We start from the raw sequence: 25,229 nt of genomic DNA on the forward strand, positions 1-25,229 counted from the left end.
CGCGGTGCGCTTTGTGAGACGGGAAAGGGTCAATGATAGCGCCAACGGTGGGCGCTCTGGCCGTCGCCGAACCCTCGGCGCGCGCCTGAGCGCCGCCGGCAAGTGGCCGCCCGACCGTTCGGTCGGAGAATTCGTCATAGGCATCGATGGGCGCCGTTCTACCCAAAACCCCCTAAAACCCCGCCACCACTCCGATTTCGGGCGTCAACGCGCGGCGGAATCATAAGGTAGAATTCCATTTTGGAATAAGGATCGGAAGATGCACTGGCAGCCTCGGATCGCCCATTTGATGCCCGTCCCGCGTGAGTCTTGCCCCGCGGCGGAGCGTCACGTCCGTCAGGCACGATCGTGTAGCTGTCTCTGAGCGCCGTGAAGCGACCGATGTGGGTAAGCCGTCGGTTGCGCTTCGCTCCCCTAGAAGATTTCCAGCATTGCGCCCCACGCGCACCGTCCGCCGACGCCTCACCCGTGAGCGCGCCTGGTTGACCCACCGAGTCGTCCGAACATGAACGCACCTCAAGTTTTCGATCCGCACGGGGCCGCCGCAGCGGTGGCCGCCGATCCCGAAGCGCGTCTGCGCGAAATTCCCTATAACTACACGTCGTTCTCCGACCGCGAAATCGTTATCCGCCTGCTAGGCGACGATGCCTGGGCGGCTCTGGCCGAACTGCGCGCTGAACGCCGCACCGGCCGCTCGGCACGCATGCTGTACGAAGTGCTCGGCGACATCTGGGTCGTGCGCCGCAATCCTTACCTGCAGGACGACCTGCTCGACAATCCGAAGCGCCGGGCGCTGCTGATCGAGGCGCTGCACCATCGTCTGACCGAGATCGAAAAGCGCCGTCGCGCCGATCTGGTCGCCCATGGCGACGAAGCAGGGATTGATCGGGCGGCTCGCGTTGAGACGCTGGTGGCGGCGGCACGTCGTGCCGTCGACGATTTCGAGAGCGAATTCCAGAAAACCTTCGATCTGCGCCGTCGCGCGAACAAGGTGCTGGGTCGCGTCACGGAAAAAGACAACATCAAGTTCGACGGCCTGTCCCGTGTCTCGCACGTGACCGACGCAACCGACTGGCGTGTGGAATACCCGTTTGTCGTACTGACTCCGGATACCGAGGCCGAAATCGCCGGCATGATCAAGGCGTGTTTCGAATTGGGGTTGACCGTGATTCCGCGTGGCGGCGGCACGGGTTACACGGGCGGCGCGGTGCCGCTCACGCCGTTTTCCGCTGTCATCAATACGGAAAAGCTCGAACAGCTTGGCGCGGTCGAGCTGACCGAACTGCCGGGCGTCGACCGCAAGGTGCCGACGATTTTCTCCGGCGCCGGTGTCGTGACGCGCCGCGTGACCGAAGCCGCGGAACAGGCCGGCTATGTGTTCGCGGTGGATCCGACCTCGCTGGATGCGTCCTGCGTCGGCGGCAACGTCGCGATGAACGCAGGCGGCAAGAAAGCGGTGCTGTGGGGCACGGCGCTCGACAACCTCGCCTGGTGGCGCATGGTCGACCCGGAAGGGAACTGGCTGGAAGTCACGCGTCTGGATCACAACCTCGGCAAGATTCACGACATCGAAGTCGCGCGCTTCGAGCTGAAGTGGTTTGACGGCAGCCACGCGCCGGGAGAAAAGCTGCTGCGCACGCAAGCGCTCGACATCAAGGGCCGCGTGTTCCGCAAGGAAGGCCTCGGCAAGGACGTGACCGACAAATTCCTGGCGGGTCTGCCGGGGGTGCAGAAAGAAGGCTGCGACGGCCTGATCACGTCGGCGCGCTGGGTGCTGCACAAGATGCCGGCGCATACGCGCACGGTCTGCCTCGAATTCTTCGGTCAGGCCCGCGAAGCGATTCCGAGCATTGTCGAGATCAAGGATTATCTGTTCGAAACGTCGAAGCAGGGCGGCGCGATTCTCGCCGGCCTCGAGCATCTGGACGAGCGCTATCTGCGCGCGGTCGGCTACGCGACCAAGAGCAAGCGCAACGCGTTTCCGAAGATGGTGCTGATCGGCGACATCGTCGGCGACGACGCGGACGCGGTTGCACAAGCCACCTCGGAAGTCGTGCGCATGGCCAACGGCAAGAGCGGCGAAGGTTTCGTCGCCGTCAACGCCGAAGCGCGCAAGCGCTTCTGGCTCGACCGCAGCCGGACCGCGGCGATTGCCAAGCACACCAACGCGTTCAAGATCAACGAAGACGTGGTGATCCCGCTCGACCGGATGGGCGAGTACACCGACGGCATCGAGCGCATCAATATCGAACTGTCGATCAAGAACAAGCTGCAACTGGTCGACGCGTTGGAAACGTTCTTCAAGGGCGGCAAGCTGCCGCTCGGCAAGAGCGACGACGCCAACGAGATTCCGAGCGCGGAGCTGCTCGAAGATCGCGTGCAGCAGGCGCTCGATCTGCTGAAGAAGGTGCGCACGCGCTGGGAATTCCTGCGCGACAAGCTCGACCTGTCTTTGCGCGAGGCGCAGCACTATCTGGTCGGCCTCGGCTACGAAGGGCTGGCGGAGAAGTTTGCCGACCGCGCGGACGCGCAGCCTGACGCGACCGTCTTTCATATCACCCAGGACCGCACGATTCGCGTCTCCTGGAAGCAGGAAATCCGCGCCGAGTTGCGCCAGATCTTCAACGGCGGCGAATTCAAGCCGATTCTCGAAGAAGCCCAGGCGATCCACAAGACGGTGCTGCGTGGCCGCGTGTTCGTCGCGCTGCACATGCATGCGGGCGACGGCAACGTCCATACGAACCTGCCGGTCAACTCCGACAACTACGAGATGCTGCAGGACGCCCACACGGCGGTCGCGCGCATCATGAAGCTGGCGCGTTCGCTCGACGGCGTGATCTCCGGCGAGCACGGCATCGGCATTACCAAGCTCGAATTCCTGACCGAAGAAGAAATCGGCGAATTCCGTGCCTACAAGCAGCGCGTCGATCCGCACGGCCGCTTCAACGCGGGCAAGCTGCTCGAAGGCGCTGACCTGCGCAACGCCTACACGCCGAGCTTCGGCCTGATGGGCTATGAATCGCTGATCATGCAGCAGTCCGACATCGGCGCGATTTCCGAGTCGATCAAGGACTGTTTGCGTTGCGGCAAGTGCAAGCCGGTGTGCGCGACCCACGTGCCGCGTGCGAACCTGCTGTACAGCCCGCGCAACAAGATTCTCGCCACTTCCTTGCTGGTCGAGGCGTTCCTGTACGAAGAGCAGACCCGCCGCGGCGTGTCGATCAAGCACTGGGACGAGTTCAACGACGTCGCCGATCACTGCACCGTCTGTCACAAGTGCGTGACGCCGTGCCCGGTGAAGATCGATTTCGGCGACGTGACGATGAACATGCGCAACCTGCTGCGCAAGATGGGCAAGAAGAAATTCAATCCGGGCAACGCGGCCGGCATGTTCTTCCTGAACGCCACCAACCCGCAGACCATCAACCTCGCGCGCACGGCGATGATGGGGATCGGCTACAAGGCGCAGCGTCTCGGCAACGATGTGCTCAAGAAGTTCGCGAAGAAGCAGGCAGCGCACCCGCCGGCTACCGTCGGCAAGCCGCCGGTCACGCAACAGGTGATCCACTTCATGAACAAGAAGATGCCGGGCAACCTGCCGAAGAAAACCGCCCGCGCGTTGTTGGATATCGAGGACAACAAGATCGTCCCGATCATCCGCAACCCGAAGACGACCACGGCCGATACGGAAGCGGTGTTCTACTTCCCGGGCTGCGGCTCGGAGCGGCTGTTCTCGCAAGTCGGTCTGGCCACGCAAGCCATGCTGTGGGAAGCGGGCGTGCAAACCGTGCTGCCGCCGGGCTACCTGTGCTGCGGTTATCCGCAGCGCGGCTCGGGCCAGTTCGACAAGGCCGAACAGATCGTCACGGATAACCGTGTGCTGTTCCACCGCGTCGCCAATACGCTGAACTACCTCGACATCAAGACGGTGGTGGTGTCGTGCGGCACGTGTTACGACCAGTTGGCCGGCTACGAATTCGAGAAGATCTTCCCGGGCTGCCGGATCATCGATATCCACGAGTTTCTGCTGGAGAAGGGCATCAAGCTCGAGGGCGTAAACGGCGTGCGCTACATGTATCACGACCCGTGCCACTCGCCGATCAAGACGATGGACCCGGTCAAGCTCGTCAATTCGTTGATGGGTTCGGAGAAGGACGGCTACAAGATCGAGAAGAACGATCGCTGCTGTGGCGAATCCGGCACACTCGCGGTGACGCGCCCGGACATTTCGACGCAAGTCCGCTTCCGCAAGGAAGAGGAAATGCGTAAGGGCGCGGCGAAATTGCGCGGTATTCCGTTGGTCGCCGAAGCCGGCGCGAACGGGATCAATGCGGCGAATGCGTCGGCCGGCGCGGCGGGGGCGCCGGAGGGCTCGGTGCTCAAGGCCGGTAGCGGCCCGCAACCGAACGGCGCCACCGACGTCAAGATCCTGACGAGCTGCCCGTCCTGCCTGCAAGGGCTGTCGCGCTACAACGAAGACGCCGGCACCGAGGCGGACTACATCGTCGTCGAGATGGCACGTCACGTGCTCGGTGAAGACTGGATGTCGGACTATGTCCAGCGGGCGAACAATGGCGGAATCGAGCGCGTGCTGGTTTAATGGCACGACTGACGATTTTTGCCTGAGGACGACGATGGAATGCGTTTTTTGCCGTGAAGATGGCGGTGACGTGCTGTGGCAGGACGACACGCTGCGTGTCGTCCTCGCCGACGAACACGATTACCCGGGCTTTTGCCGGGTGATCTGGAATACGCACGTCGCCGAGTTTTCCGATCTCGCCGCAACCGACCGGGATCGCGTCATGCAGGCCGTTTATGCGGTCGAGCGGGCGATGCGGCGCATTCTTCAGCCTGTGAAGGTCAACTTGGCGAGCCTTGGCAACCAGGTGCCGCACGTGCATTGGCACGTGATTCCGCGTTTTTCGAACGACGCTCACTTCCCCCTGCCGATCTGGGCGCCGCGCCAACGTACGGTGTCCGAAGCCATGCTGTCGTCGCGCCGCGCGCAAGCTACCCTGCTGCGCGAAGCGGTGCGGCAGGAAATCGAACAGGTTTTTGGCTGAACGTCCCTGAGTCTGGCGTTGCGCGCCAGATGTGCCGAGGGGTTCGGAAACTCGGGACGGCCTGGCGTTTTCTATATGAGGTCAACATGAGTGGACTGACTCCCAATACTCCCGTGCCGACCGGCGTGGTCGTGCATTCCAGATCGCGCGTGCTCGAACTGCAATACGCAAATGGCGAAACCTATCGCCTGCCGTTCGAGTTACTGCGCGTGTATTCGCCATCGGCGGAAGTGATGGGCCACGGGCCCGGCCAGGAGACGCTGCAAACCGGCAAGCGCGAGGTCACGATCAAGATGATCGAAGGCGTCGGCAACTATGCGATACAGCCGACTTTCTCCGACGGGCACTCCACCGGCATCTATTCCTGGGACCTGCTGCACGACATGGCCGTCCGTCAGGATGAACTCTGGCGCGAATATCTCGCCAAACTGGCAGCGGCCGGCGTTGACCGCGATGCGCCAATGACCCCCGCCGGTGCTGCGCACGGGCACTGTCACTGATACGATTCGCCCTGATCGCCGCACTGATGCGGCGCAACATATTTCAGAATACGCGAAAGGACGAGCGCGATGAGCAAAACCCACTTCGGCTTTCAATCGGTCGACGAACAGGAAAAAGCGCAGAAGGTGGCGGGCGTGTTCCACTCGGTCGCCTCAAACTACGACTTGATGAACGACCTGATGTCGGGCGGGTTGCACCGGGCGTGGAAGATGTTCACGATCGCCCAGGCCAACGTCCGGCCGGGCTTCAAGGTGCTCGACATCGCTGGCGGCACGGGCGATCTGTCGAAGGCGTTCGCAAAACAGGCGGGCGAAACCGGCGAAGTCTGGCACACCGACATCAACGAATCGATGCTGCGCGTGGGCCGCGACCGGCTGCTGGACAAGGGTGTGATTACGCCGGCACTGCTTTGCGACGCCGAAAAAATCCCCTTTCCCGACAATTACTTCGATGTGGTGACGGTGGCCTTCGGCTTGCGTAACATGACTCATAAGGACGTGGCGTTAGCCGAGATGCGCCGCGTGTTGAAACCGGCAGGCCGTCTGCTGGTGCTGGAGTTCTCGAAAGTATGGGATCCGCTTAAAAAGGTCTACGACGTCTATTCGTTCAAGGTGTTGCCGTGGCTCGGCGAGCGCTTTGCGAAGGACGCCGAGAGCTACCGCTACCTGGCGGAATCGATCCGGATGCATCCGGACCAGGAAACTTTAAAAACAATGATGGAACAAGCGGGCCTGGACGGCGTCAAATATTACAATTTGTCAGCTGGCGTGGTAGCTTTACATGTGGGGACCAAATACTAGGGTCTCTAACCCATCGATTTTTAAAGGAAAGTACGAAAATGTCCGATTCAGGTGTGTTATCTCCCCGTAAGGTTAAGCGGTCGTTGGTGAGAAGAATCGGACTGATCGCGATGGTCGGTCTGATCATGGCCGGCTCTCTCGCCTCGCTCGATGCGGAAGCTCGCCGCATGGGCGGTGGCCGTAGTATTGGCCGTCAGTCGAACACGGTTCAGCAGCAGTCGACCCCATCGCAACCTTCCCAAAGCAATCAGGCGATGCAGCAGCGCGCGCAGCCGGCGCCGGCTCCTGCGCCGACGCCTGCCGCGGCGCCCAACCGCTCGCGCTGGCTCGGGCCGATCGCCGGTCTTGCGGCTGGTCTCGGTATCGCGGCGCTGTTGTCGCACTTCGGTCTCGGCGGCGCATTCGCCGGCGCCATGGCCAACATCATTGTGATCGCGGTGCTCGCGATGATCGGCATCTGGCTGGTCCGCCGCTTCATGGGCCGCAAACGCGACACGGCTCAGCCGGCCTACGCCGGCGGCTCGCCGTCGTTGAATGCGGGTGGTACCGGCTATGCGCAGGAACCGCGTTATACCGCTCCGCCCACGGGCTCCTACCTCGAACCGCAAGGCAATCCGCTGAGCACGCCGTCCATCAACACCGCCCCGGTCGTACCGGCAGGCTTTGATTCGGAAGCGTTCCTGCGCAACGCCAAGGTGTACTTCGTACGTCTGCAAGCCGCGTGGGACGTCGGCAACACGGAAGACATCCGCGAATTCACCACCCCGGAAATGTTCGCCGAGGTCAAGGTCGATCTGTCGTCGCGCGGCGCCGAGTCCAATCAGACGGACGTGGTGCAACTGAATGCGGAATTGCTGGGCGTTGAAGAACGTGCGACCGAGTACTTCGCCAGCGTGCGCTTCTCCGGCCTGATCCGTGAATCGGCGGGTGCGGCGGCTGAGCCGTTCGTCGAAGTGTGGAACCTGACGAAGTCGAACCGCCCCGGTGAAGGCTGGCTGCTGGCCGGTATTCAGCAAGTGGTGCAGCACTGAAGTTGCCGCGAAACAGAGCCGGGGCAGCGCCGCGAGCCCTGACTTCGCTCACAGCATTGGCCGTTCGGCATAGCAGGCCGCGAAGCGAACGGACGTTACAATAGGAACCCGCGCGGGCACCTCGCCCGCGCGGGTTTTTTCTTGCCACTCTCAATGACCCTCGCCGCCAAGCCCTTCGCTGCTGCCGTCAATCACCTGCTCGCCCGCGAATCGTGGGCTCGAGAGCGCCTCGCCCCATACGCGGGCAAGACCGCCAGACTGTCCTGTCCGCCGGTTACGCTGATGCTGCTGGTGCAACCGGACGGCTATCTGGGCGCGATCGGCGAAACCGATACGCAACAGTTCGACGTCACCATTTCGGTGCCGCCTGATGCGCTGCCGGCCTTCCTGCAAGGCGGCCAGGCAGCGGTGATGAAGCACGTGAAGATCGAAGGCGACGCTGAATTCGCGACTGTGATTGCCAGGCTCGCCGAGCATCTGCGCTGGGAGCCGGAAGAGGATCTGGCGAAACTGATCGGCGACGGTCCGGCATGGCGGGTCGCGTCGGTCGTGCGTACGGTTGGCGAACACGCGCGGCGCACCGGGCGCAACCTGCTCGACACCGCCGCCGAATATCTTCTCGACGAAAATCCGCAACTGGTACGGCGCGTCGCACTGGAAGAATTCAACGCCGAACTGGCCCGCGCCCGCGATGCTTTGGCGCGAGTGGAAAAGCGCATCGAGCGTCTCGAACAGAAGGTCGAAGCCCACGGCGCCAATGCGCCGGGCGGCGCCGCCACGTCGCGCGGCACGCGCTAGTCACTGGGCATAACTATGCGTTTTCTGCGTTTCCTCAAGATTTTCTTCACGGTCATCCGATTCGGTCTCGATGAGATGATGCTCAGCCGCGTCAACGACCGGCGTGTACGTCTATTGCTGCGTATCACTACCATCGGCCGCAAGTTCGACGCGCCGCCGGGCGTGCGTTTGCGGCTCGCGCTCGAAAGCCTCGGGCCAATCTTCGTCAAGTTCGGCCAGGTGCTGTCCACGCGGCGCGATCTGCTTCCGGTCGATATCGCTAATGAACTGGCCAAGCTGCAGGATCAGGTCCCGCCGTTCGATTCGGCGGTGGCGATCGGGCTGGTCGAGAAGTCGCTCGGCGCGCCGGTCGACGTGCTATTCGACGATTTCGAGCGGGTGCCGGTGGCGAGTGCGTCGATCGCGCAGGTTCACTTCGCGAAGGTGAAAGCGGGGCAGCATGCCGGCAAGGCGGTCGCCGTGAAGGTGCTGCGGCCGAACATGCTGCCGGTGATCGACTCCGATCTGGCCTTGCTGCGCGACATCGCGGTATGGGCCGAGCGCCTGTGGGCCGATGGCAAGCGCCTCAAGCCGCGCGAGGTGGTGGCCGAATTCGACAAGTACCTGCATGACGAACTCGATCTGATGCGCGAAGCTGCGAACGGCAGCCAGTTGCGCCGCAACTTTGCCGGCCTCGATCTGCTGCTGGTCCCGGAGATGTACTGGGAATTCTGCACGCCCACGGTGCTGGTGATGGAACGCATGGTCGGCGTGCCGATCAGCCAGGTGGAGACGCTGCGCGCCGCGGGCGTCGATATTCCGAAACTGGCGCGCGAAGGCGTCGAAATTTTCTTCACCCAGGTGTTCCGCGACGGCTTCTTCCACGCCGACATGCATCCGGGCAACATTCAGGTGAGCCTCGATCCGGCGCACTTCGGCCGCTATATTGCGCTCGACTTCGGCATCATCGGCGCGCTGTCGGACTTCGACAAAAACTATCTCGCGCAGAATTTCCTCGCCTTCTTCAAGCGTGACTACCACCGCGTGGCCACGCTGCATCTGGAGTCCGGCTGGGTGCCGCCTACTACCCGGGTCGAAGAGCTGGAAAGTGCGATTCGCGCGGTTTGCGAGCCCTATTTCGATCGCGCGTTGAAGGATATTTCGCTCGGCCAGGTGTTGATGCGCCTGTTCTCGACCTCGCGCCGCTTCAATGTGGAAATCCAGCCGCAACTGGTGCTGCTGCAAAAAACCATGTTGAACGTGGAAGGGCTCGGCCGCTCGCTCGACCCTGAACTGGACTTGTGGAAGACGGCCAAGCCCTATCTCGAACGTTGGATGAACGAGCAGATCGGTCTGCGCGGCTGGTACGAGCGGCTGAAGATCGAGGCGCCGCAGTGGAGCAAGACGCTGCCGCAGTTGCCGCGCCTGATTCATCACGCGCTGGCCGAGCGTCACGACAACACGCGGGGCGCCAACGACGAGATGATTCGCCAGATACTGCTGGAGCAGAAGCGCACCAACCGGTTGCTGCAAGGGCTGCTGCTGTTCGGCGTGGCGGTCGGCGTCGGCGCAGTGGCGGCGCGGGTGTTTCTGGCCTTCGCCTACGGCGCGTAATTCCGATCCAGAACCTGACGAGGCCTCCCATGAGCGATCCCACCCAGCCCTCCGCACCCGATTTCGCGAGCCGCGATCCCAACTCGCCCGAGTTCTGGGACGAACGCTTCGAGCGCCAGTTCATGCCGTGGGATCAGGCCGGCGTGCCGCCGGCGTTCCAGTCATTCGCTAGCCGGCATAGCGGCGCCGCCGTGCTGATTCCCGGCTGTGGCAGTGCGTACGAGGCGCTCTGGCTGGCCGAGCGCGGCAATCCGGTCCGAGCGATCGATTTCTCGCCTGCCGCCGTGGCTGCGGCGCGCGAGCAAATGGGCGCGCAGCATGCGCAATTGGTCGAGCAGGCCGACTTTTTCACGTACAAGCCGCCGTTCACGCCGGCATGGATCTATGAGCGCGCCTTCCTTTGCGCGTTGCCGTTGGCGCGCCGAGCAGACTACGCGCAACGGATGGCGGAATTGTTGCCGGGGGGCGCGTTGCTGGCAGGTTTCTATTTCATGGGTGCGACGCCGAAAGGGCCGCCGTTCGGCATCGAACGTGCCGAGCTCGATGCGTTGCTCACGCCGCATTTCGATCTGATCGAAGATGAGGCTGTGAGCGAGTCGATTGCCGTGTTTGCCGGCCGCGAGCGCTGGATGACCTGGCGCCGCCGTGGCTGAACGCGGCGTCACCGTATTCGAGGCGCACTTGATTCGATGGCGGCCACCCCCATTTAGGTCGGCGGCGGCTGCGTCCGGCGTTCGTCCCTGAAATTCATGGGGGACTAGCCATATGCGGCTATAATTCAAGGCTTTGCAAGCGTTTACAAGATTTCAGTAGGGAAAAGTTCATGCCGATCTACGCTTATCGTTGCGAGTCATGCGGCTTCGGGAAGGACGTGCTTCAGAAGATGAGCGACCCCCAGTTGACGCAGTGCCCCGAGTGCGGAAAAGACACGTTCCGCAAGCAGGTGACCGCAGCCGGTTTCCAGTTGAAGGGCTCCGGCTGGTATGTAACCGATTTCCGCGGTGGTAACGGCGGCGCGAGCGCGCCGGCCAAGCCCGACGCGAATGGCGGCTCGAATGCGAATTCGGGCGAAAACGCCGCAGCCGGCAGTGACGGCGCCGCGAAATCCGACACGGCTTCGGCCAACGGCACGGCCGCCGCCGCTTCATCGGGCGCAGCCGCAACGCCTGCTGCACCTGCTGCCGCATCCGCCGCATCGACGAGTTCGAGCGGTTCCGGCAGCGCCTAGTAGGTCTGCCGCCCTCGCGGGCGGCGCACACGCCGCGCGCCGGATACCGGCTTGCGCGGCTTTCTGGCGGTACACATGACGACGAAAAAAACGACGCTCAAATCGGTGTTCCTGACTGGCCTGCTGGTGCTGGTGCCTCTGGCTATCACACTGTGGGTGCTCGGCCTGATCATCGGCACGATGGACCAGACGCTGCTGTTGCTGCCGAGCGCATGGCAACCGGAGCGCCTGTTCGGCTTCCGTTTGCCGGGTCTCGGCGCGGTGCTGACGCTGGCATTCATCTTTGTCGTCGGCCTGTTGACCCAAAACTTCATCGGCCAGAAGCTCGTGAAGTGGTGGGAAGTCGTGGTCGCACACATTCCGGTGGTCGGCCCGATCTACACCAGCGTGAAGCAGGTGTCGGACACTTTGTTGTCGAGCAGCGGCAATGCGTTTCGCAAGGCGCTCCTGATCGAGTATCCGCGCCGCGGCTCCTATACGATCGCGTTTCTGACCGGTATTCCGGGCGGCGACGTGCTCAACCACCTGAAAGAAGATCACGTCAGCGTGTATGTGCCGACTACGCCGAACCCAACGTCCGGCTTCTTCCTGATGGTGCCCAGAAGCGAAGTGATCGAACTCGACATGACAGTCGACGCCGCGCTCAAGTACATCGTCTCGATGGGCGTGGTGGCGCCGTCCGCGCCACCGGCGCCGGTGCGCCGCACGACAGTCGAGCCTCCGCTGTAATGCCGGTGCGTAGCGCTTCAAACCGTGTTTGATTGCTGCGCGCCCGTTCAACTAATGCAAAACGAAAGACAAACATCATGTCGATGAGATCTGAATACTGCGGTCTGGTGACCGAAGAACTGCTGGGCCAATCTGTCTCGCTGTGCGGCTGGGTAAGCCGCCGCCGCGACCATGGCGGCGTCATCTTCATCGACCTGCGCGACCGCGAAGGCCTGGTCCAGGTCGTCTGCGATCCGGATCGCGCGGAAATGTTCAAGACGGCCGAAGGCGTGCGCAACGAGTTCTGCCTGCAGATCAAGGGCGTGGTCCGTGCTCGTCCGGAAGGCACCACGAACGCTTCGCTCAAGAGCGGCAAGATCGAAGTGCTGTGCCACGAGCTGATCGTGCTGAACCCGTCGATCACGCCGCCGTTCCAGCTCGACGACGACAACCTGTCGGAAACCACGCGCCTCACGCACCGTGTGCTCGACCTGCGCCGTCCGCAGATGCAGCACAACCTGCGTCTGCGTTACCGCGTCGCGATCGAAGTGCGCAAATACCTTGACTCGCTGGGTTTTATCGACATCGAAACGCCGATGCTCACCAAGAGCACGCCGGAAGGCGCGCGCGACTACCTCGTGCCGTCGCGCACCAACCCGGGCCAGTTCTTCGCGCTGCCGCAGTCGCCGCAACTGTTCAAGCAGTTGCTGATGGTGGCGAACTTCGATCGCTACTACCAGATCGTCAAGTGCTTCCGCGACGAAGACCTGCGTGCCGACCGCCAGCCGGAATTCACGCAGATCGACTGTGAAACCTCGTTCCTGTCGGAACAGGAAATTCGCGATCTGTTCGAAGCGATGATTCGTCACGTTTTCAAGGAAACGATCGGCGTCGAACTGGACGAGAAATTCCCGGTCATGGAGTACTCGGAAGCCATGCGCCGTTTCGGTTCGGACAAGCCGGACCTGCGCGTGAAGCTCGAATTCACCGACTTGACGGATGCGGTCAAAGACGTCGACTTCAAGGTGTTCAGCACGCCGGCCAACACGAAAGACGGCCGCGTCGCGGCGATTCGCGTGCCGAAGGGCGGCGAACTCTCGCGTGGCGACATCGACAGCTACACCGAATTCGTGCGCATCTACGGTGCGAAGGGCCTCGCGTGGATCAAGGTCAACGAAGTGGCAAAGGGCCGTGACGGTCTGCAAAGCCCGATCGTCAAGAACCTGCACGACGAAGCGGTCAAGGCGATCATCGAGCGCACCGGCGCGCAAGACGGCGACATCATCTTCTTCGCGGCGGATCGCGCGAAAGTGGTGAACGACAGCTTGGGCGCACTGCGTCTGAAGATCGGTCATTCGGAATTCGGCAAGGCCAACGGTCTGGTCGAATCCGGCTGGAAGCCGCTGTGGGTGATCGACTTCCCGATGTTCGAGTACGACGAGGAAGACAACCGTTACGTCGCCGCGCATCACCCGTTCACGAGCCCGAAAGACGAGCACCTCGAGTATCTGGAAACGGATCCGGCGCGCTGTCTCGCCAAGGCTTACGACATGGTGTTGAACGGCTGGGAAATCGGCGGCGGTTCGGTGCGTATCCACCGTGAAGAAGTGCAGAGCAAGGTGTTCCGCGCGCTGAAGATCGGTGCGGAAGAAGCGCAAGCCAAGTTCGGCTTCCTGCTCGACGCGCTGCAATACGGCGCGCCGCCGCACGGCGGTATCGCCTTCGGTCTGGACCGCATCATCACGATGATGGCCGGCGCCGATTCGATTCGCGACGTGATCGCGTTCCCGAAGACGCAACGCGCGCAGTGTCTGCTCACGCAGGCGCCGAGCGAAGTGGACGAGCGCCAGTTGCGCGAGTTGCACATCCGTCTGCGTCAGCCCGAACCGAAGGTCTAAGCCGGAGCAAACCGAAGCGGCCTGAATGTGGCCGCATGAGGTACACGGAGAAGCAAACGAAAAAGGCGCGTGATGCGCCTTTTTCGTTTTTTGCGTTACAGTCGAAGCAACCGGTCCCGACCGATCACCGGACCGCCAGCCGAACCGACCACCGACATGTACCGCGCCAGTTTTGCGCCCAGTTTTTACGCCATGCCGAAACCGCCGAAGATCCCGCAATCCGTACTCGTTGTCATCCATACGCCTGCGCTCGACGTGCTGTTGATCCGGCGCGCCGATCACGCGGATTTCTGGCAATCGGTGACCGGTTCAAAAGACCAGATCGACGAACCCTTCATGGAGACCGCGGCCCGCGAAGTGGCCGAGGAAACCGGCATCGTGGTCGGCAGCAAGCTGGTGCCGACGAGCGCGCTGTTCGACTGGCAGTACTCGATCGAATACGAGATTTACCCGCAGTTCCGGCATCGCTACGCCGAAGGCGTGATCCATAACACCGAGCATTGGTTCAGCCTGGAAGTGCCGGAGCAACTGGAGGTAACGCTCGCCCCTCGCGAGCACACGGCGTTTCTGTGGCTGCCTTATGAAGAGGCGGCCTCGCGCTGCTTCTCGTCGTCGAATGCCGACGCGATCCTGCAATTGCCGAAGCGGCTTGCGGGGCGCCTGAATGGCCAGCTCGAGGAGCGTGCCCGGTGAGCGTCGGCGGCGCGCGCCGTTTTGCCCGCCTTCGGCAATCGCTGCTCGGCCGCCGCTATTGGCAGCGCTATCGCTTCACCAGCGGTAACGAGGTCAAGCTGCTACGTTCCGGCGACGAGTTTTTCGCCGCGCTGATCGAGCGTATCGATGCGGCGCAGCGCGACGTGGTTCTGGAAACCTATATCTTCTGTGACGACAGCGCGGGTGAGGCCGTCAGCGCGGCTTTGCTGCGTGCGGCCTCGCGCGGCGTGAAGGTGCGGGTGATTACCGACGGCATCGGCACCGCGCGCTTGCCGATGTTCAACCAATGGCCGCTCGCCGGCATCGACCACCGCATCTATAACCCGCATCTGTTCGGCCGCTTCGGCTTTTCGCGCACGCATCGCAAGATCGCGGTGGTGGACGATCAGTTCGGCTACTGCGGCGGCATCAATATCGTCGACGATTACGAGAACAACGGCGAGAGGCTGCCTTACCGGCGCTGGGATTTCGCGGTGGAACTGCAAGGGCCCGTGGTCGCCGATATCCGCGAGGCGTTCGAGGTGCAATGGCGGCGGATTCGCCTCGGGCATCGGCCTCTGGAATCTCTGCAGCCCGATCTCGGACCGAAGACCGTGGCGTCGCTCGGCACGCTGCGTCGCCGGCGCCGCAATCGCAACGAGGCGCTCTGGGCCGGCGGTCAACCTTGTGTGGCCTTCGTCGCGCGCGACAACCTGATCAACCGCCGCGCCATCGAAAAGGCGTATCTGACTGCGATCGGCCAGGCCCGCAGTGAAGTGCTGCTCGCCAACCCGTACTTCATGCCGGGCCGCAAGCTGCGGCGTGCGCTGGTGTTCGCGGCGCGGCGCGGCGTCGATGTAAAGCTCATCATCGGGCGCAAGGAGTTCAAGGCGCTCGATTACGCCGTGCCGTTCCTGTACCGCGCGCTGCTCAAGGCCGGCGTGCAGATCGCCGAGTACGAGAAAACCATGCTGCACGGCAAGGTCGCGGTAGTGGATTCGAACTGGGGGACGGTCGGTTCGTCGAACCTCGACGCGTTGAGCCTGATGCTCAACAACGAAGCCAACGTGGTGCTGGTGAACGATCCGGCAATCGACAAGCTACGCGAAGCGATCCTCGCTGCGTTCAAGGAGTCACGCCGGATCGACGAGGCGCACTACGAGGCCCGTCCGGCCGGTGAGCGGCTGCTCAACTGGCTGGCCTACACGGCTTATCGGGCGGCGATGAAGCTGTTGACGGTGGGTGGTTACGATTAGTCATTCCAGGCGTTTGCTTAGGCTATTGCGCGAAAAGCTTCACTCGCCGGCCGATTCTCCAGTCCCCTGACCCGATGACGCTCCCTCACTCGAATCTTTGACCCCGCTGCAGACTCCCGGCTGCTGGCGCTGGATGAACGGGACAAAGAGTCCCTGGTATCCCGGCTTGCGTCTCTTCACGCAGTCCGAGCGCGGTAAGTGGGACGACGTGCTGGCACGTGTCGTCACCGCCTTGCAGGAGGAGGTCGTGCGACAGGCCCGATGATTCAGTAGATGATGAGGGTTCGGTTCATCTCCACGCATCGCCGCTACGCGGCACCTGGCGGCCGCATACGGCCGTCAAACCGTTCTCAAACTCTTCCCGACGTCCCCCCGCTTGCTGCATCATGTCGTCCTTGCGCAAGGCAAGGCAAAAAAAGAAGGCAAACGCCTCTAAAAAATCTCCTTCGTCTGATTGACGGATGCCGCAGAATTGAAACCAGGTTAGAAACCGGTTTCTAATAAAGTCCTTGTTTCGCGGACGGCAGCACTCAATAATAGTACGGCCGTTCGATTTTCTTTCGGTCACATTAGAACGGTAAAAAAGCTATGCGAAAAGGCGAACAAACACGAGTCGCGATTCTCGAAGCAGCACTTGATCTGGCAAGCCGCGACGGACTGGAAGGTCTGACGATTGGGCTGCTGGCCGAGCGCATGCAGATGAGCAAAAGCGGTGTGTTCGCGCATTTCGGGTCGCGCGAGGATCTGCAGGTCGAAGTCGTGCGCGAATACCACCGTCGTTTTGAAGACGAGGTGTTTTTCCCGAGCTTGCGCGAGCCTCGTGGCTTGCCGCGCTTGCGCGCGATGATCTCGCGCTGGATTGAGAAGCGCATTCAGGAAGTCACTACTGGGTGCATCTACATCAGCGGCGCGGTCGAGTATGACGACCGTGGGGATAACCCGGTGCGCGAGCAACTGGTGTCGAGCGTGACGATCTGGCGTGCGGCGCTCACTCGTGCCATTTCGCAGGCGATGGAAGAAGGGCATCTGCGCGCCGATACCGATCCGCAGCTGATGCTGTTCGAACTGTACAGCTTCACGCTCGGCCTGCATCACGACGCGCGCTTCCTGCACTTGCCGGATGCAGTGCCTCTCACGTGGGCCGCGCTGGAAAAATTGATTGTTTCGTATCAGAGCGAAAGCCGTTAGCAAGGCCGTCGAACTTGAACAGATTCAGCGGCGTTGAAAGTCCGTTTCCTCGGATGAGCTAACAGCCTGGCTCCTTGTCAAACTTTGGAGAGAGTCATGGGACAGTACGCCGCGCCGCTGCGCGACATGCAATTCGTGTTGCACGAGCTGCTTAACGTCGAAGCCGAGATCAAGCAGATGCCGAAGCACGCGGATCTCGACGCGGACACGATCAACGCCGTGCTCGAAGAGGCCGGCAAGTTCTGCTCCGAAGTGCTGTTCCCGCTCAATCACAGCGGCGACCAGGAAGGCTGCACGTACGTCGGCGACGGCGTCGTGACCACGCCGAAGGGCTTCAAGGAAGCCTACAAGCAATATGTGGAAGCCGGCTGGCCGGCACTCGGATGCGATCCGGAATACGGTGGCCAGGGCCTGCCCGCATTCGTCAATAACGCACTGTATGAAATGCTGAATTCAGCGAATCAGGCGTGGACGATGTACCCGGGTCTGTCGCACGGCGCGTACGAATGTCTGCATGCGCACGGCACGCCGGAACTGCAGCAACGCTATCTGCCGAAGCTGGTTGCGGGCGTCTGGACGGGCACGATGTGTCTGACCGAGCCGCATTGCGGCACCGACCTCGGTATCCTGCGCACGAAAGCCGAACCGAACAGCGACGGCTCGTACGCGATCAGCGGCACGAAGATTTTCATCTCCAGCGGCGAACACGATCTCGCGGAGAATATCGTTCACCTGGTGCTGGCACGTCTGCCGGATGCGCCCAAGGGCACCAAGGGCATTTCTCTTTTCATCGTGCCGAAGTTCATCCCGAACGAAGCCGGCGAACCGGGCGAGCGCAACGGCGTGAAGTGCGGCTCCATCGAACACAAGATGGGCATTCACGGCAACGCGACCTGCGTGATCAATCTCGATAACGCGAAGGGCTGGCTGGTCGGTGAGCCGAACAAGGGCTTGAACGCGATGTTCGTGATGATGAATGCCGCGCGTCTGGGCGTTGGCATGCAGAGCCTGGGTCTGACGGAAATCGGTTATCAGAACTCGCTCACCTACGCGAAAGAGCGTCTGCAAATGCGCTCGCTGACCGGTCCGAAAGCACCGGAAAAAGCCGCCGACCCGATCATCGTGCACCCGGACGTGCGCCGCATGCTGCTCACACAGAAGGCCTACGCTGAAGGCGCGCGTGCGTTCTCGTACTGGTCCGCGCTGCACATCGACAAGGAACTGTCGCACGCCGACGAATCGGTGCGTAAAGAGGCTGCGGATCTGGTTGCGCTGCTCACGCCGATCCTGAAGGCCTTCCTCTCGGACAACGCGTTCGAGAGCACCAATCACGCGATGCAGATCTACGGCGGCCACGGTTTCATCGCCGAGTGGGGCATGGAGCAATACGTGCGCGATGCGCGTATCAACATGATCTACGAAGGCACCAACGCGATTCAGGCGCTCGACCTGCTCGGCCGCAAGATTCTCGGCGACATGGGCGCGAAGATGAAGAAGTTCGGCAAGCTGGTGTCGGATTTCGTCGAAGCCGAAGGCGTGAAGCCGGAAATGCAGGAGTTCATCAACCCGCTCGCCGACATCGGCGAAAAGGTGCAGAAGCTGACGATGGAAATCGGCATGAAAGCCATGCAGAACCCGGACGAAGTCGGCGCCGCCGCCGTGCCGTATCTGCGCACCGTCGGCCATCTCGTGTTCTCGTACTTCTGGGCACGCATGGCGCGTATCGCGCTGGACAACGAAGCATCCGGCGATCCGTTCTACAAGGCGAAGCTGGCTACCGCGCGCTTCTACTTCGCGAAGCTGCTGCCCGAAACGGCAATGACGATTCGTCAGGCGCGCGCCGGTTCGAAGCCGATGATGGACGTCGAAGAGTCGCTGTTCTAAAGCGCACCTTCGAGGCAAACGCCGCGCCTTCATAAGGCGCGGCGTTTGCCACCGCCGCAAGTCATACATCGCGAAATGTAAGAGACACATTCGCGACACCGCATAACTCCCCGGAGGAACGACGTGAGCAATCTGAACATTCGCAAGGTAGCCGTGCTCGGCGCCGGCGTGATGGGCGCGCAGATCGCAGCGCACCTGATCAACGCCAAGGTGCCCGTGCTGCTGTTCGACCTTCCCGCGCAGGAAGGCCCGAAGAACGCGATCGCGCTGAAGGCGATCGAGAATCTGAAGAAGCTGTCGCCCGCGCCTTTCGGCGTGAAGGACGACGCGCAATACATCCAGCCCGCGAATTACGACGACGACATCGAGAAGCTCGCCGAGTGCGACCTCGTGATCGAAGCGATCGCCGAACGCATGGACTGGAAGCACGATCTGTACAAGAAGGTTTCGCCGCACATCGCACCGAATGCGATTTTCGCGACCAACACGTCGGGTCTGTCGATCACCGAACTGTCGAACGGTTTCGCGGATGAACTGAAGGCACGCTTCTGCGGCGTGCACTTCTTCAATCCGCCGCGCTACATGCACCTGGTCGAACTGATCCCGACCGCCACGACGCGTCCGGAAATCCTCGACCAGCTCGAATCGTTCCTGACGAGCGTGGTCGGCAAGGGTGTCGTGCGGGCAAAAGATACGCCGAACTTCATCGCTAACCGCGTCGGTATTTTCTCGATCCTCGCCGTCATTACCGAAGCCGCGAAATTCGGCCTGCGTTTTGACGAAGTGGACGACCTGACGGGCTCGCGTCTGGGCCGCGCGAAATCGGCAACGTTCCGTACCGCGGACGTGGTCGGTCTCGACACCATGGCGCACGTCATCAAGACGATGCAGGACACGCTGAAGGACGATCCGTTCTTCCCGGTCTACGAAACGCCGGCTGTGCTGGCCGAACTGGTGAAGAAGGGTGCGCTGGGTCAGAAGACCGGCGGCGGCTTCTACAAGAAGGAAGGCAAGGCGATCAAGGTGCTCGACCCGAAGACGGGTTCGTACGTCGACGGCGGCGCGAAAGCCGACGAACTGGTCGGCCGCATTCTGAAGCGTCCGCCTGCAGAACGTCTAAAGCTGCTGCGCGAATCGGAGCATCCGCAGGCGCAATTCCTGTGGTCGATTTTCCGCGACGTGTATCACTACATCGGCGTGCATCTTGAATCGATCGCCGACAACGCGCGTGACGTCGACCTGGCAATCCGTTGGGGCTTCGGCTGGAACGAAGGCCCGTTCGAAGGCTGGCAGACGGCCGGCTGGAAGCAGGTCGCCGAATGGGTGCAGGAAGACATCGCGGCGGGCAAGGCATTGTCGAACGTGCCGCTGCCGTCGTGGGTGCTGGAAGGTCCGGTTGCCGAGAAGGGCGGCGTGCATACGAACGAAGGTTCGTGGTCGCCGGCTTCGAAGACCTTTGTGCCGCGTTCCTCGCTGTCGGTCTACGACAAACAGGTGTTCCGCGCACCGCTGGTCGGCGAAACGTCGGCTGATCCGAAGACGTACGGCAAGACGCTGTTCGAAACCGACGCCGTGCGTGCGTGGGTCGACGACCGCGCGGGCGAGAACGACGTGCTGATCGTGTCGTTCAAGAGCAAGATGAACACGATCGGACCGTCGGTGATCGACGGCCTGACGCAAGCCATCGAACTGGCCGAGAAGGACTACAAGGGCCTGGTCGTGTGGCAGCCTACGTCGCTGAAACTCGGCACGCCGGGCGGCCCGTTCTCCGCGGGTGCGAACCTCGAAGAAGCCATGCCCGCATTCATGATGGGCGGCGCGAAGGGCATCGAACCGTTCGTGAAGAAATTCCAGCAGGGCATGTTGCGCGTGAAGTACGCGAGCGTGCCGGTCATCTCGGCGGTGTCGGGCATCGCGCTCGGCGGCGGCTGCGAACTGGCGCTGCATAGCGCGAAGCGTGTGGCGCACATCGAAAGCTATATGGGCCTGGTCGAAGTCGGCGTGGGTCTCGTGCCGGCGGGCGGCGGTCTGAAGGAAGCGGCACTGCGCGCGGCGGAAGCCGCAACCGCGGCCGGCGCAACCAACGACCTGCTTAAGTTCGTGCAGAAGTCGTTCGAAAACGCGGCGATGGCGAAGGTTTCGGCCTCCGCGCTCGACGCTCGCGCCATGGGCTACCTGAAGCCGTCCGACACGATCGTCTTCAACGTGTTCGAGCTGCTCGATATCGCGAAGAAGGAAGCGCGCGCGCTGTCGGCCGCGGGCTATCGTCCGCCGCTGCGTGTCACGCAAGTGCCGGTGGCGGGCCGCTCGGCGATCGCGACCATCAAGGCATCGCTCGTCAACATGCGCGACGGCCGTTTCATCAGCGAGCACGATTTCCTGATCGCCAGCCGCATCGCGGAAGCAGTGTGCGGCGGTGACGTGGAAGCCGGCAGCCTCGTCGACGAAGAATGGCTGCTCAAACTCGAGCGTCAAGCGTTCGTCGATCTGCTCGGCACGCAAAAGACGCAGGAACGGATCATGGGCATGCTGCAAACCGGCAAGCCGGTGCGCAACTAAGCGACGAACGAACGCAATAAATTGCATGGGACGGGAGTAAGTGCTTTGCGTGGGACCAGAGTAACGCACTGAAGTGCGAACTCTGGTCGACAGCTAAAGCGCCAACTCCCGCCGACCGCGATAAGACTGCATGGGACCAGAGTAAGCGCTAAAGCGCTAACTCTGGTCGACATAGGAGCTTGAAATGACAAAGCAATTGCAAGACGCATACATCGTCGCCGCGAGCCGCACGCCGATCGGCAAGGCGCCGCGCGGGATGTTCAAGAACACGCGCCCGGACGAACTGCTGGTGCACGCGATCAAATCGGCTGTGGCGCAAGTGCCGGGCCTCGATACCAAGGTAATCGAAGACGCCATCATCGGCTGCGCGATTCCCGAGGCCGAGCAAGGCCTCAACGTCGCGCGGATGTGCGCGCTGCTGGCGGGCCTGCCGAACACGGTGGGCGGTGTCACGGTGAACCGTTTCTGCGCGTCGGGCCTGACCGCGCTGGCCATGGCGGCGGACCGCATCCGCGTCGGCGAATCGGACGCGATGATCGCGGGCGGCTGCGAATCGATGAGCATGGTGCCGATGATGGGCAACAAGCCGTCGATGTCGCCGCATATCTTCGATCGCAACGAAGACATTGGCATCGCCTACGGTATGGGTCTGACCGCGGAGAAGGTCGCCGAGCGCTGGAAGATCAGCCGCGAAGCGCAAGACGCGTTCTCGGTCGAGTCGCATCGCCGTGCCATCGCCGCGCAGCAGGCCGGCGAGTTCAACGACGAAATCGCCGCGTACACGATTACCGAACGTTTCCCCGATCTCGCCACCGGCGAAGTGAAGGTGAAGACGCGTGAAGTCTCGCTCGACGAAGGTCCGCGTGCCGAAACGTCGCTGGAAGGTCTGGCGAAACTGCGCGCGGTGTTCGCAAACAAGGGTTCGGTGACGGCGGGCAACAGTTCGCAGACGTCGGACGGCGCGGGCGCGTTGATCGTCGTGTCGGAAAAGATGCTGAAGGAATTCAACCTGACGCCGCTCGCCCGTTTCGTCAGTTTCGCCGTGCGTGGCGTGCCGCCGGAAATCATGGGTATCGGTCCGAAGGAAGCGATTCCGGCCGCGCTGAAAGCTGCCGGTCTGAAGATTGACGACATGGACTGGATCGAACTGAACGAAGCATTCGCCGCGCAATCGCTGGCGGTGATTCAGGACCTCGGTCTCGATCCGTCGAAGATCAACCCGCTTGGCGGCGCGATCGCACTCGGCCACCCGCTGGGTGCAACGGGCGCGATTCGTGCGTCGACGGTGGTGCACGGCCTGCGCCGCCGCAACTTCAAGTACGGCATGGTGACGATGTGCGTCGGTACCGGCATGGGTGCGGCGGGCATTATCGAACGTCTGTAAGCGTATCGGTCCAGGTCATGACAGTGATGCTTGCGGTGACCCCTGCAGTGATCCCTGCAGTGACCCCTTAAGGACCGCGGAAACGGTTCGCAGGCCTACCCGGCTTGCGAGCCGTTTTTTCCATTCAGCAGCAACCAGGAGTACGAGGAGATGACAATGGATATTCTGGTCGAGCGCGCCGACGGCGTGCTGACGATTGCCTTCAACCGGCCCGACAGGAAAAACGCGATCACGGCCGCGATGTATCAGACGATGGCCGATGCACTGGTCGAGGCGCAGGGCGATACCTCGATCCGGGCGATTCTGATTCGCGGCAGCGCCGGCATTTTCAGTGCCGGCAACGATCTCGAAGACTTCATGAAGAAGCCGCCAGGCGGTGAAGACGCCCCGGTGTTCCAGTTCCTGCGCGCGATCAGTTCGGCGGAGAAGCCGGTGGTGGCATCGGTGGCGGGCCCGGCAGTCGGTATCGGCACAACGCTCCTGCTGCACTGCGATCTCGTGTACGCGGCGAATACGGCGAGCTTTTCGCTGCCGTTCACGCAGTTGGGGCTTTGCCCGGAAGCGGCGTCGAGTTTGCTGTTGCAGCGCGTGGCCGGGTATCAGGCCGCAGCGGAAAAACTGCTGCTCGGCGAAGCTTTCGATGCTGTCGAAGCGCACCGCATGGGTTTCGTGAATCGCGTGTTGCCCGCCGCTGAAGTCGATGCGTTCGCCGCCGCGCAGGCGGCCAAACTGGCGGCGCTGCCGGCTTCTTCGTTGCGGGTGACGAAGAGTCTGATGAAGCACGCGAGCCAGCATGAACTGCAAACGCAGATGAGCGAGGAGGCGGTGCACTTCGGCAAGATGCTGATCGCGCCGGAAGCGCGCGAGGCGTTCAAGGCGTTCTTCGAGAAACGCAAGCCGGACTTCCGGCAGTTCGATTGAACCGGCTGCGCTCAGGGCGCCTGACGATACTTCAGGCGCCTGAAGCGCTCAAGCTTGCGCCGGCTGCAAGGTGTCGTAGTCGACGTAGCTGGTTTCCCGACAGAAGCTGACAAGCCGTACGCCCGCTTTGCGGGCAATCGCAATTGCCAGCGACGACGGCGCCGAAATCGTCGCGACCATCGGCACGTCGACACGCGCCGCCTTGCGCACCAGCTCGTAGCTGGCGCGGCTCGACAGAAACACAAATCCTTCGCGGGTATCCACGCGATCAAGTACCAGCTGGCCGATCAGCTTGTCGAGCGCGTTATGACGGCCGACGTCTTCGAACGCGTAGCGGATCGCGCCTGCGGCGTCGCACCATGCGGCGGCGTGCAGGCCGCCGGTCAGACGCGTCAGCGCCTGATGTTCCGGCAACTCGCGCGCCGCACGGGCGATTGCATCCGGCGCAAGCCGTTGCAGAAAGCCGGTGTCGGGCACGCGCTCCGGCTTCAGATCCAGCAGATCGATGCTTTCGATCCCGCATACGCCGCAGCCGGTCCGCCCGGCGAGCGCACGGCGTTTTTCCTTCAGCGCGACGAACGCCTGCTGCACGACCTTCAATTGCACTTCGGCATGCGGCAATTCGTCGTCGTCGTGCAACTCGACCTCGATGTCCTGAATGTCACTGCCGCGCTCCACGATCCCTTCCGAAATCGCAAAGCCGACCGCGAACGCTTCCAGATCGCACGGCGTGCACATCATGACCGCGTGCGAGATGCCGTTGAAGACAAGCGCCACCGGCCATTCCTGACCGACGTGATCCGTGACGGTTTCGACCGCCGCGCCGCGATGCCGGTGCACCTCGCGCTCCACGGCGCCGGGCTGCCCGGCGGTTTCCAGTTGGTTCAAGCGATTTCACTCCTTTCATGCCGCGCGCGGTTGCGCGGTTCGCAGCCTTGCCGAGTAGCGCGAAGCGGTGCCAGACCATGCCGCTATCGCGCGAATAAGGTTCTAAAATACCTCAAGCTGGGCTTGCGTGTTGCCCGTTACCAAAGAGGAATACTGTCATGGGACTCAACGAGGCACCGCTTCTGTTCGACTTCGAAGTCGCGTCTTCGGAGAATTTCACCTACATCCCGATGTCGGTGCGCTTCAATCTCGATCGCTTCGGGCTGCGCATCACGCTCGCGCAGTGGCAGTTGCTGCCGCTCGAAGACCGCAAGCTGCTGGCGCGGTTTCCGGTCGACGAAGACGCGGAAATCGAGCCGAATTTCGACCACGCACTGTTCGAAATGCTGCGCACGCACGCGAATGTCGAGCCGGAGTGGTTCACGCCCGAGGAGGCGCCCGCCTGGCGCCGCACCGACGCGGTGCCGGAGGGTGTGGCACACCAGGCTGGACTCGCCGGCCTGCCCGTGCCGGGTATCGCGCAGTGGGCCAAACTCGCGCCGTTCAAGCGCTATGTCCTCGCCAAATTGTCGCGCAAACCGGAAGGCAACCACGACTTCGTTCCAGCGATGAAGGAATTTGGTGCGACCGGCTAGGTGCGGCCGGCTAGGTGCGGCCGGTCAGGCCTGACCGGCCAGGCGCCTCCAGCCCAACGCCCCACCCAAATCCCCTAATTATTTCGCCCCCACCCCTCAACCTGTTCCGAACGCGGCCGTTATCCATGGGTTGGCGCGTAAAAAGACTCGACCCGGTGCGATCCGATGCATCGAAAGCGACCCCGCGCTCCCGCCCTCAGA

The 25,229-nt window shown here is 62.3% G+C and carries 21 protein-coding genes; 20 read left to right on the forward strand and 1 reads right to left on the reverse strand.

Annotated elements, in window-relative coordinates; translation table 11 throughout:
* Positions 1 to 505: 505 nt before the first annotated feature.
* The 19 genes from AC57B6_RS08800 (at position 506) to AC57B6_RS08890 (ending at position 23,505) form a co-directional block, all read left to right on the forward strand.
* A complete protein-coding gene (locus AC57B6_RS08800) occupies positions 506 to 4,600 on the forward strand; it encodes a DUF3683 domain-containing protein (protein WP_496420999.1) in 4,095 nt (1,364 codons plus the stop codon).
* 34 nt (positions 4,601 to 4,634) lie between these two features.
* Positions 4,635 to 5,063 carry an HIT family protein gene (locus tag AC57B6_RS08805; protein ID WP_028198921.1) on the forward strand — a complete coding sequence of 143 codons (429 nt, stop codon included), beginning with the start codon at positions 4,635 to 4,637 and terminating at the stop codon, positions 5,061 to 5,063.
* Positions 5,064 to 5,149: 86 nt separating this feature from the next.
* Positions 5,150 to 5,563 (forward strand): gamma-butyrobetaine hydroxylase family protein, encoded by a 414-nt coding sequence (locus tag AC57B6_RS08810; RefSeq protein WP_046566850.1) that lies wholly within the window; start codon positions 5,150 to 5,152, stop codon positions 5,561 to 5,563.
* Positions 5,564 to 5,632: 69 nt separating this feature from the next.
* A complete protein-coding gene (gene ubiE / locus AC57B6_RS08815) occupies positions 5,633 to 6,364 on the forward strand; it encodes a bifunctional demethylmenaquinone methyltransferase/2-methoxy-6-polyprenyl-1,4-benzoquinol methylase UbiE (RefSeq protein WP_028198919.1) in 732 nt (243 codons plus the stop codon).
* 38 nt (positions 6,365 to 6,402) lie between these two features.
* Entirely contained in the window at positions 6,403 to 7,395 is a 993-nt protein-coding gene (locus AC57B6_RS08820) for a Tim44 domain-containing protein (RefSeq protein ID WP_046566847.1), read from the forward strand.
* 153 nt (positions 7,396 to 7,548) lie between these two features.
* On the forward strand, positions 7,549 to 8,193 hold the full coding sequence (locus tag AC57B6_RS08825; protein WP_028198917.1) for a ubiquinone biosynthesis accessory factor UbiJ: 645 nt from the start codon (positions 7,549 to 7,551) through the stop codon (positions 8,191 to 8,193).
* A gap of 15 nt (positions 8,194 to 8,208) precedes the next feature.
* The gene (ubiB, locus tag AC57B6_RS08830) at positions 8,209 to 9,786 is read left to right on the forward strand and encodes a ubiquinone biosynthesis regulatory protein kinase UbiB (RefSeq protein ID WP_028198916.1); all 1,578 of its coding nucleotides are present in this window, start codon (positions 8,209 to 8,211) and stop codon (positions 9,784 to 9,786) included.
* Between the two features lie 29 nt (positions 9,787 to 9,815).
* Positions 9,816 to 10,439: a methyltransferase domain-containing protein gene (locus tag AC57B6_RS08835; protein ID WP_030102095.1), complete on the forward strand. Its 624-nt coding sequence runs from the start codon at positions 9,816 to 9,818 to the stop codon at positions 10,437 to 10,439.
* A gap of 170 nt (positions 10,440 to 10,609) precedes the next feature.
* Entirely contained in the window at positions 10,610 to 11,014 is a 405-nt protein-coding gene (locus AC57B6_RS08840) for an FmdB family zinc ribbon protein (RefSeq protein WP_028198914.1), read from the forward strand.
* A gap of 75 nt (positions 11,015 to 11,089) precedes the next feature.
* Positions 11,090 to 11,743, forward strand: coding sequence for a DUF502 domain-containing protein (locus AC57B6_RS08845; protein ID WP_028198913.1), 654 nt, complete (start codon positions 11,090 to 11,092; stop codon positions 11,741 to 11,743).
* Between the two features lie 77 nt (positions 11,744 to 11,820).
* Positions 11,821 to 13,620, forward strand: a complete 1,800-nt coding sequence (aspS, locus tag AC57B6_RS08850; protein ID WP_028198912.1) for an aspartate--tRNA ligase — start codon at positions 11,821 to 11,823, stop codon at positions 13,618 to 13,620.
* A gap of 192 nt (positions 13,621 to 13,812) precedes the next feature.
* Positions 13,813 to 14,313 carry a dihydroneopterin triphosphate diphosphatase gene (nudB, locus tag AC57B6_RS08855; RefSeq protein WP_496421013.1) on the forward strand — a complete coding sequence of 167 codons (501 nt, stop codon included), beginning with the start codon at positions 13,813 to 13,815 and terminating at the stop codon, positions 14,311 to 14,313.
* Positions 14,310 to 15,569 carry a cardiolipin synthase ClsB gene (gene clsB / locus AC57B6_RS08860; RefSeq protein WP_028198910.1) on the forward strand — a complete coding sequence of 420 codons (1,260 nt, stop codon included), beginning with the start codon at positions 14,310 to 14,312 and terminating at the stop codon, positions 15,567 to 15,569. The genes nudB and clsB overlap by 4 nt, the downstream gene beginning before the upstream one ends.
* A 133-nt stretch (positions 15,570 to 15,702) precedes the next feature.
* Positions 15,703 to 15,834 (forward strand): hypothetical protein, encoded by a 132-nt coding sequence (locus tag AC57B6_RS08865; protein WP_255246809.1) that lies wholly within the window; start codon positions 15,703 to 15,705, stop codon positions 15,832 to 15,834.
* 323 nt (positions 15,835 to 16,157) lie between these two features.
* Positions 16,158 to 16,757, forward strand: a complete 600-nt coding sequence (locus AC57B6_RS08870) for a TetR/AcrR family transcriptional regulator (RefSeq protein WP_028198909.1) — start codon at positions 16,158 to 16,160, stop codon at positions 16,755 to 16,757.
* A gap of 96 nt (positions 16,758 to 16,853) precedes the next feature.
* Complete coding sequence (locus AC57B6_RS08875) at positions 16,854 to 18,641, forward strand: acyl-CoA dehydrogenase C-terminal domain-containing protein (RefSeq protein WP_028198908.1); 1,788 nt, start codon at positions 16,854 to 16,856, stop codon at positions 18,639 to 18,641.
* Between the two features lie 123 nt (positions 18,642 to 18,764).
* The gene (locus tag AC57B6_RS08880; protein WP_030102089.1) at positions 18,765 to 21,200 is read left to right on the forward strand and encodes a 3-hydroxyacyl-CoA dehydrogenase/enoyl-CoA hydratase family protein; all 2,436 of its coding nucleotides are present in this window, start codon (positions 18,765 to 18,767) and stop codon (positions 21,198 to 21,200) included.
* 184 nt (positions 21,201 to 21,384) lie between these two features.
* On the forward strand, positions 21,385 to 22,584 hold the full coding sequence (locus AC57B6_RS08885) for an acetyl-CoA C-acyltransferase (protein ID WP_496421000.1): 1,200 nt from the start codon (positions 21,385 to 21,387) through the stop codon (positions 22,582 to 22,584).
* Positions 22,585 to 22,734: 150 nt separating this feature from the next.
* The gene (locus AC57B6_RS08890) at positions 22,735 to 23,505 is read left to right on the forward strand and encodes an enoyl-CoA hydratase (RefSeq protein WP_046566829.1); all 771 of its coding nucleotides are present in this window, start codon (positions 22,735 to 22,737) and stop codon (positions 23,503 to 23,505) included.
* A 48-nt stretch (positions 23,506 to 23,553) separates the two neighbouring features.
* Here the strand turns inward: AC57B6_RS08890 and fdhD are convergent, their stop codons facing one another.
* Complete coding sequence (fdhD, locus tag AC57B6_RS08895; protein ID WP_106355330.1) at positions 23,554 to 24,393, reverse strand: formate dehydrogenase accessory sulfurtransferase FdhD; 840 nt, start codon at positions 24,391 to 24,393, stop codon at positions 23,554 to 23,556.
* A gap of 158 nt (positions 24,394 to 24,551) precedes the next feature.
* Here fdhD and AC57B6_RS08900 point away from each other — a divergent pair, with 158 nt between their 5' ends.
* On the forward strand, positions 24,552 to 25,028 hold the full coding sequence (locus AC57B6_RS08900; RefSeq protein ID WP_496421001.1) for a nitrate reductase associated protein: 477 nt from the start codon (positions 24,552 to 24,554) through the stop codon (positions 25,026 to 25,028).
* The last annotated feature ends 201 nt before the right edge of the window (positions 25,029 to 25,229 follow it).

Source organism: Paraburkholderia sp. BGA-UO-ETr-F12, assembly GCF_059567945.1.

Bases quoted from the DNA above. Each gene is read 5' to 3' on its own strand.
- AC57B6_RS08800 (WP_496420999.1), top strand. From the start codon at position 506: ATGAACGCACCTCAAGTTTTCGATCCGCACGGGGCCGCCGCAGCGGTG.
- AC57B6_RS08805 (WP_028198921.1), top strand. From the start codon at position 4,635: ATGGAATGCGTTTTTTGCCGTGAAGATGGCGGTGACGTGCTGTGGCAG.
- AC57B6_RS08810 (WP_046566850.1), top strand. From the start codon at position 5,150: ATGAGTGGACTGACTCCCAATACTCCCGTGCCGACCGGCGTGGTCGTG.
- ubiE (WP_028198919.1), top strand. From the start codon at position 5,633: ATGAGCAAAACCCACTTCGGCTTTCAATCGGTCGACGAACAGGAAAAA.
- AC57B6_RS08820 (WP_046566847.1), top strand. From the start codon at position 6,403: ATGTCCGATTCAGGTGTGTTATCTCCCCGTAAGGTTAAGCGGTCGTTG.
- AC57B6_RS08825 (WP_028198917.1), top strand. From the start codon at position 7,549: ATGACCCTCGCCGCCAAGCCCTTCGCTGCTGCCGTCAATCACCTGCTC.
- ubiB (WP_028198916.1), top strand. From the start codon at position 8,209: ATGCGTTTTCTGCGTTTCCTCAAGATTTTCTTCACGGTCATCCGATTC.
- AC57B6_RS08835 (WP_030102095.1), top strand. From the start codon at position 9,816: ATGAGCGATCCCACCCAGCCCTCCGCACCCGATTTCGCGAGCCGCGAT.
- AC57B6_RS08840 (WP_028198914.1), top strand. From the start codon at position 10,610: ATGCCGATCTACGCTTATCGTTGCGAGTCATGCGGCTTCGGGAAGGAC.
- AC57B6_RS08845 (WP_028198913.1), top strand. From the start codon at position 11,090: ATGACGACGAAAAAAACGACGCTCAAATCGGTGTTCCTGACTGGCCTG.
- aspS (WP_028198912.1), top strand. From the start codon at position 11,821: ATGTCGATGAGATCTGAATACTGCGGTCTGGTGACCGAAGAACTGCTG.
- nudB (WP_496421013.1), top strand. From the start codon at position 13,813: ATGCCGAAACCGCCGAAGATCCCGCAATCCGTACTCGTTGTCATCCAT.
- AC57B6_RS08865 (WP_255246809.1), top strand. From the start codon at position 15,703: ATGAACGGGACAAAGAGTCCCTGGTATCCCGGCTTGCGTCTCTTCACG.
- AC57B6_RS08870 (WP_028198909.1), top strand. From the start codon at position 16,158: ATGCGAAAAGGCGAACAAACACGAGTCGCGATTCTCGAAGCAGCACTT.
- AC57B6_RS08875 (WP_028198908.1), top strand. From the start codon at position 16,854: ATGGGACAGTACGCCGCGCCGCTGCGCGACATGCAATTCGTGTTGCAC.
- AC57B6_RS08885 (WP_496421000.1), top strand. From the start codon at position 21,385: ATGACAAAGCAATTGCAAGACGCATACATCGTCGCCGCGAGCCGCACG.
- AC57B6_RS08890 (WP_046566829.1), top strand. From the start codon at position 22,735: ATGACAATGGATATTCTGGTCGAGCGCGCCGACGGCGTGCTGACGATT.
- AC57B6_RS08900 (WP_496421001.1), top strand. From the start codon at position 24,552: ATGGGACTCAACGAGGCACCGCTTCTGTTCGACTTCGAAGTCGCGTCT.